The following is a 6,000-nucleotide window of genomic DNA, read 5'->3' as shown; positions in this document are numbered from 1 at the left end:
ATTTTTTAGTAAAAGTCACCAACTATTTTTGACCACATTACCAAATAAAAAAATAGACGTAAAAAAAGTCTTCGGAAAACCGAAGACTTTTTTAATATAATAAGCCCTAGTAAAATTTTTCGTTAAAAGCCTAGCCCTAAAGCCATGGCTGTCACATGCACATTGAAATCTGATATTTTTGTCGCTGCCCCAGTACTTAGGTTAATGGTATAAATGGCAGACATATCCCCTACTTTTAAATGAGCAAATGCTGAATTGGATGCTCCACCTATATCAAATCCATTTTCATCCTTGAAGTTGATTCCCAATGAACCAACCGGTACCAATACTCCGTCATTCGGAGGAACCTGCATATATAACATATCAGTTTCTGAATCTAACACATATAGTGTCGTATTTGTAGAACCTGCGAAACTGTTGTTGTATGCAGCTCCATTAACCATTGGAGAACCTGGCTTGAGGTTTCCATCATTGAAGACCACCGATCCCAGATCAGGATGCAACCTGAGGTTTTGTGCTGTGTTACTCACCAAACGGATTCTATCTACGGTAGGATTGAAATCAAATCCAAAAGTTGTACCTGAAAGCATTGGATTTAGTCCTGAACCTATTGGTGTAACTTGCCCATTGGATGTATTTACGGTTAACAACCTACTTTTGTTTGTAATTGCATAAAGGGCCCCATTGATAGGTCTAAAGTCCAAGCCTACTATGTATTCTTCAGCCATCATACCTACCAAATTTATTTTATTCTCCGATGGGGATAATGGATTAAACCTAAAGAATTCATTATCACAATTGGCTGCATATGCTACCGGATTGGTTTTGAATGCTATGCCAATAATCGGCATTTTGAATTTTCCTACCCACTTTGCCCTTCCCGAAGCCAAATCGACAGAAAAAAGTCTCGATTGATTATTCTCAATTGCCACCAAAAGAGCTGATGAATTATCCGGATTGATATCAAAATCACCCATGCCTTTAATGTTGATTTTAAGATCCCCAACTTCCTGAAGACCGCCATCATTGGGAGGAGTTTGGATAAATAGCTTATCCCCTTCAAAATCGATGTCGTACAAAGTTGTCATTGTTGTTCCGGCTACGCTATTGGTATAAGCTACAGCACCGATTTTTGGATTCATTCCTCCATTGATATTCCCATCTGTGGCAACCACTGTTCCCAATTCAGGATGAAGCCTCAGGTTTTGACCTGATTCAGTGACTAATCTGATCCTGTCAACTGTGGGATTAAAATCTATAGAAGCATTTTCTCCTGATATGGCAGGGCTGAAAGAGTTAATCCCCAAAGCAGTAGCCACACCGGAATTTTCATTGATGATATATAATCGACTTGACGAACCTAAAGCGTACAATTGGCCTGTGGCAGGTCGATAATCAATGCTGATAATCATTTCAGAATCAGGTAATCCTGAAATATCCAATATTTCAACCGGTGAGTCCAGGTTTCTAGCCTGATACTTCACAACGCGGTTGTCATCGGTCAAGGCGGTAAACATGACATCAGGGGCCATTTCAGGCAAGTCCACAACAGGCATTCCCTCATTTTTTCTTTCACAGGAAAAAGTCAATCCTGAAACCACAAAGAGAAAAAGCACTCTCGCCATGGTTGCTTTGTTTAATTTGATCATAGTTGGTAAAATTTGGTTAGATGAAGGCAAATACGAAGTGGTTGGCCTTTTTGGATTATGGGGAAAGAAAAAAATGACAATCAGAAAAAAGTAATCAGGTCAATAAGTATTGGTTAATTGGAAATTGGGATGAAATAATGCAGATAAATGAAAAGAGTAGATGCGAGAGGACAGATTGAAAATGAGAAATGAAACCAACAAAAAAATAATAAATCAGAAAATCAGGAGATTAGGGAATATCAGTTGTAATTTGAAGTTGCCGGTTTTGCAAATTCAAAGTTAAGGCATACATTTGCAATCCGTAAACGACCTATCCGTTTTAGAATAAACTTAGAGGAGTGGCAGAGTGGTCGATCGCGGCGGTCTTGAAAACCGTTGTACCGTGAGGTACCGGGGGTTCGAATCCCTCCTCCTCTGCACTTTAAAGCCTGGCTGATGCCGGGCTTTTTGTGTTTGAGTCCTCGGGAGCACACCTGCATCCCGGCCCTGACCTAAAACAGTCCTTCCCTACTCTGAATTAAAAGCAACACGCTTATTTTGGCATTTTTACTATCTCACAATTAGGTCAGGTTCGAGAGTTGTTTTTTAAATTTAAGTGTTAAATTCACACTTATCTCAAATGAGACATGATGCATAATGGTCAATTCAATGAAATTTGATATCAGATCCGGAATTCATAAGGTATACCTTTTCAATAGAAACATAAAATCTAAACCAATATATCAGGCTTTTCTGCTCTTATTTTTGATTCAATTGGTATGTTTCAATTTTCTGTTTGCCCAAAACCCAAAAGCTACGAATCCCATCATCCATGCTGATGTTCCTGATTTGTCCATGGTTAGAGTTGGTGATACTTATTATATGAGTAGCACCACGATGCATATGAGTCCGGGAGTACCAATCATGAAATCGAAAGATCTTGTGAATTGGGAGATCGTCAATTATGCCTATGACATCCTGGATGCAGGGAAAGCCATGGGTCTGGAAAACGGGGAAAATGGGTATGGAAGAGGATCATGGGCTAGCTCGCTCCGATACCACAATGGCACATATTATGTCATGACATTTGCAAAGACAACGGGTAAAACCCATGTGTACACCACCAAGAATATAGAAAAAGGACCTTGGAAATCAATTTCATTTCCACCTTCACTTCATGACCTGACTTTGTTCTTTGAGGAATATGGAAAGGTTTATTTGATTTGGGGCGCAGGAACATTGAAAATTCTTGAATTGGAACCTGACCTGTCCGGCATCAAACCCGGAACCGAAAGAGTTTTGATCGAAAATGCCACTGCCCCTGCCGGAGACAATGTCGGATTGCCTGCAGAAGGTTCACAACTCTTCAAAGTCAATGGCAAGTATTACCTCTTCAACATCGCTTGGCCAAAAGGCGGCATGAGAACCGTCATTGTTCACAGAGCAGACAACATCAATGGACCCTATGAAGGAAAAGTGATGCTTCAAGACAAAGGAGTTGCACAAGGTGGGTTAATTAATACTACGGAAGGCGATTGGTATGCTTATCTCTTCCGCGATTATGGAGCTGTAGGCAGGATACCTTACCTGGTTCCGGTGAAATGGGAAGACGGTTGGCCGGTAATGGGAACTGACGGACTGGTTCCGGATTTTTTGGATCTTTCTCCAAATAAGAGCTTGTTACCCGGAATAGTCGCTTCAGATGATTTTGAAAGAAATGCAGGAGACAAAGAATTGCCTTTGGTTTGGCAATGGAACCATAATCCTGTTCGAGAATTTTGGTCATTGGACGAGCGAAAGGGATTTTTGAGATTGAAAACAAGCCGAGTTGATGATAGTTTTTTAACAGCTAGGAACACCTTGACCCAAAGGACTGTAGGTCCTGAAAGCAGCGGAGAAGTGATGGTGGATGTTTCGAATATGAAGGAAGGAGATTTTGCCGGTTTGGGGCTTTTGCAGAGAGATTATGGAACAATAGGCATCTCTTTTCAAAATGGAAGGAAAAATATTGTGATGAAGAGGGCAGAAAATGGAAGTGAAATTGAAATCCAATCCATTCGGCTCCTTCAAGAAACAATTTATTTAAAAGCAGTCTGTGACTTCAAAAATAAAATTGACAAAGCCAGATTCTATTACAGCCTAGATGGGAATAATTGGATACAAATTGGAGATGTTTTGCAAATGAAGTACACGCTTCCCCATTTTATGGGTTATAGGTTTGCATTGTTCAACTATGCAACCAAGGAAGCCGGAGGTCAAGTGGATTTCGATTATTTCAAAATCAATGTTGACGAGGATCCTTTAGAAATCGGAAATTGAAACAGAAAATCAAATGCTTTTCAAAAAGAAGTACCTTAAATGTAAACCAACAAAAAACCATTGATAACCTTAAACCTATAACCATGAAAATATCCAAACCAATTTTATTGAGCCTCTTTTTTATTTTGCTTTCATTCTCGGGAGCATTCAGTCAGAAGAGCAATGGACCCATATTTTCCAAAACTACTTATCAGGGAAATGACCAAGTCTACAAGGATTATCCATTGGCAGCAGATGAATTTTACAATCCAATCCTACAGGGCTGCTATCCGGATCCTTCCATCACCAGAAAAGGAGGTGACTATTACCTGGTAAATTCGTCCTTTGCGATGTTTCCGGGTGTTCCGATTTTCCATTCCAAAGACCTTGTCAATTGGACCCAAATCGGTCACGTACTTGACAGGAAATCCCAACTTAAAGTGGAAGATTCAGGAATCAGTGCAGGTATTTATGCTCCTGATATCCTGTACAACCAATACAATGATACCTTTTATATGATTACCACGCAGTTTTCGGGAGGAATGGGAAATATCGTTGTGAAGACCAAAGACCCGAAACAAGGATGGAGCGATCCAAATAAACTTAATTTTTCAGGTATTGATCCTGCATTGTTTTTTGATGAAGACGGGAAAGCATACGTCGTCCATAATGATGCACCGGACAAAGGCAAGGAACTCTACAACGGTCACCGCGTGATCAAAATCTGGGAATACGATATGGCGGCAGACCAAGTCATCGAGGGATCTGACAAGATCATTGTTGACGGTGGGGTGGATATCAAACAAAAACCATCCTGGATCGAAGCGCCACATATCTACAAGAAGAACGGAAAATATTACCTGATGTGTGCTGAAGGCGGAACAGGTGGCTGGCACAGCGAAGTGATTTTTGTAAGTGATAATCCCAAGGGCCCATACATCCCAGCTCCAAGCAATCCTATCCTGACACAAAGGTATTTTGCCAAAGACAGAAAGAACAAAGTGGATTGGGCAGGTCATGCGGATCTGGTTTTGGGACCGGATAACAAATACTACGGAGTCTTTTTGGGAATCCGACCAAATACCAAGGATAGGGTGAATTCAGGTCGTGAGACTTTCATTCTTCCTGTAGATTGGTCGGGAGAATTTCCGGTCTTCGAAAATGGCCTGATCCCGATGGAACCCAAAATCAAAATGCCAAAAGGTGTTACAGAAAACAAAACAGGAAAGGATGGCTTTTTTCCAAATGGCAATTTTACCTACACGGAAGAATTCAAATCAGACAAGTTGGATTACCGATGGATCGGTTTGAGAGGTCCAAGGGAGGATTTTATGTCCATTTCCAAATATGGCGTAGAGATCAAACCTTTTGCAGTGAATATCAAGGAGGTAAAACCAATCTCTACCCTATTCTACAGACAACAGCATAAAGATTTCTCCTTTTCCACCACCATGGATTACAAACCTGCTTCAGAAAAAGATCTTGCAGGAATCACCTGTCTTCAAAGTGAGAAATTCCATTATGTTTTTGGTGTCACCAAAAAAGGTAGCGATTTCTATCTCGTCCTTGAAAGAACAGAAAAGGGAACTTCCACCATCATCGCCAGCCAAAAAATTGAGTTGAAAGGAGCCATTCAACTGGAAGTAAAGGCCAAAGGAGATGACCATGAATTCAGCTATAGCATTGATGGCGGCGCAATGAAAAACCTTGGAGGTGTGGTTTCAGGAGATATTTTATCCACCAATGTCGCTGGAGGTTTCACTGGAACCCTGCTCGGATTATACGCCACTGCGGCGAATGATGCAGTACCTCAATAAGTGATCAAGTAGGTTACTTTAATGAAAAGGGCGGAATTAAAAATTCTGCCCTTTTTCTTTTCTAACTAGCACTTGAATTTCAACCAAAACCAAAGATAATCTTTGGTTTTGCTAAAAAGTGAGAATTACAAATTCAAATCATATAAAGCCGTCGTTACAAATCTCGCCTAGCGCCAACTCCATTCTACACCTAGTTGGGAGAGTTCTCAATGATATTCGTTGAAAAACCATTTTAATCTAGATATTTAAACATACAA

Annotated in this window: 3 protein-coding genes and 1 tRNA gene; 3 read left to right on the top strand and 1 reads right to left on the bottom strand. The window is 40.5% G+C overall.

All coding sequences use genetic code 11. The features are described 5' to 3' along the window. Positions 1-122: 122 nt before the first annotated feature. Entirely contained in the window at positions 123-1,649 is a 1,527-nt protein-coding gene (locus tag NU887_RS03880) for a DUF4394 domain-containing protein (protein ID WP_258422033.1), read from the bottom strand. Positions 1,650-1,981: 332 nt separating this feature from the next. On the opposite strand from NU887_RS03880, the gene NU887_RS03875 reads away from it, so the two are divergent. From NU887_RS03875 to NU887_RS03865, 3 genes are all read left to right on the top strand, one after another. Next, positions 1,982-2,066, top strand: a tRNA-Ser gene (locus NU887_RS03875). Between the two features lie 231 nt (positions 2,067-2,297). Further along, the gene (locus NU887_RS03870; protein WP_258422032.1) at positions 2,298-3,947 is read left to right on the top strand and encodes a glycoside hydrolase family 43 protein; all 1,650 of its coding nucleotides are present in this window, start codon (positions 2,298-2,300) and stop codon (positions 3,945-3,947) included. Between the two features lie 83 nt (positions 3,948-4,030). Next, entirely contained in the window at positions 4,031-5,743 is a 1,713-nt protein-coding gene (locus NU887_RS03865) for a glycoside hydrolase family 43 protein (RefSeq protein ID WP_258422031.1), read from the top strand. The last annotated feature ends 257 nt before the right edge of the window (positions 5,744-6,000 follow it).

The organism is Aquiflexum gelatinilyticum, from assembly GCF_024741135.1.
In the GTDB taxonomy this organism is placed as follows: Bacteria; Bacteroidota; Bacteroidia; order Cytophagales; family Cyclobacteriaceae; genus Cognataquiflexum; species Cognataquiflexum gelatinilyticum.
The sequence above is the reverse complement of the archived record's forward strand: the minus strand, read 5'-3'. Positions and strand labels throughout refer to the sequence as shown.

Excerpts from the sequence above, each read along its gene's own strand:
- NU887_RS03880 (WP_258422033.1), bottom strand. The coding sequence starts at position 1,649 with ATGATCAAATTAAACAAAGCAACCATGGCGAGAGTGCTTTTTCTCTTT.
- NU887_RS03865 (WP_258422031.1), top strand. The coding sequence starts at position 4,031 with ATGAAAATATCCAAACCAATTTTATTGAGCCTCTTTTTTATTTTGCTT.
- NU887_RS03870 (WP_258422032.1), top strand. The coding sequence starts at position 2,298 with ATGAAATTTGATATCAGATCCGGAATTCATAAGGTATACCTTTTCAAT.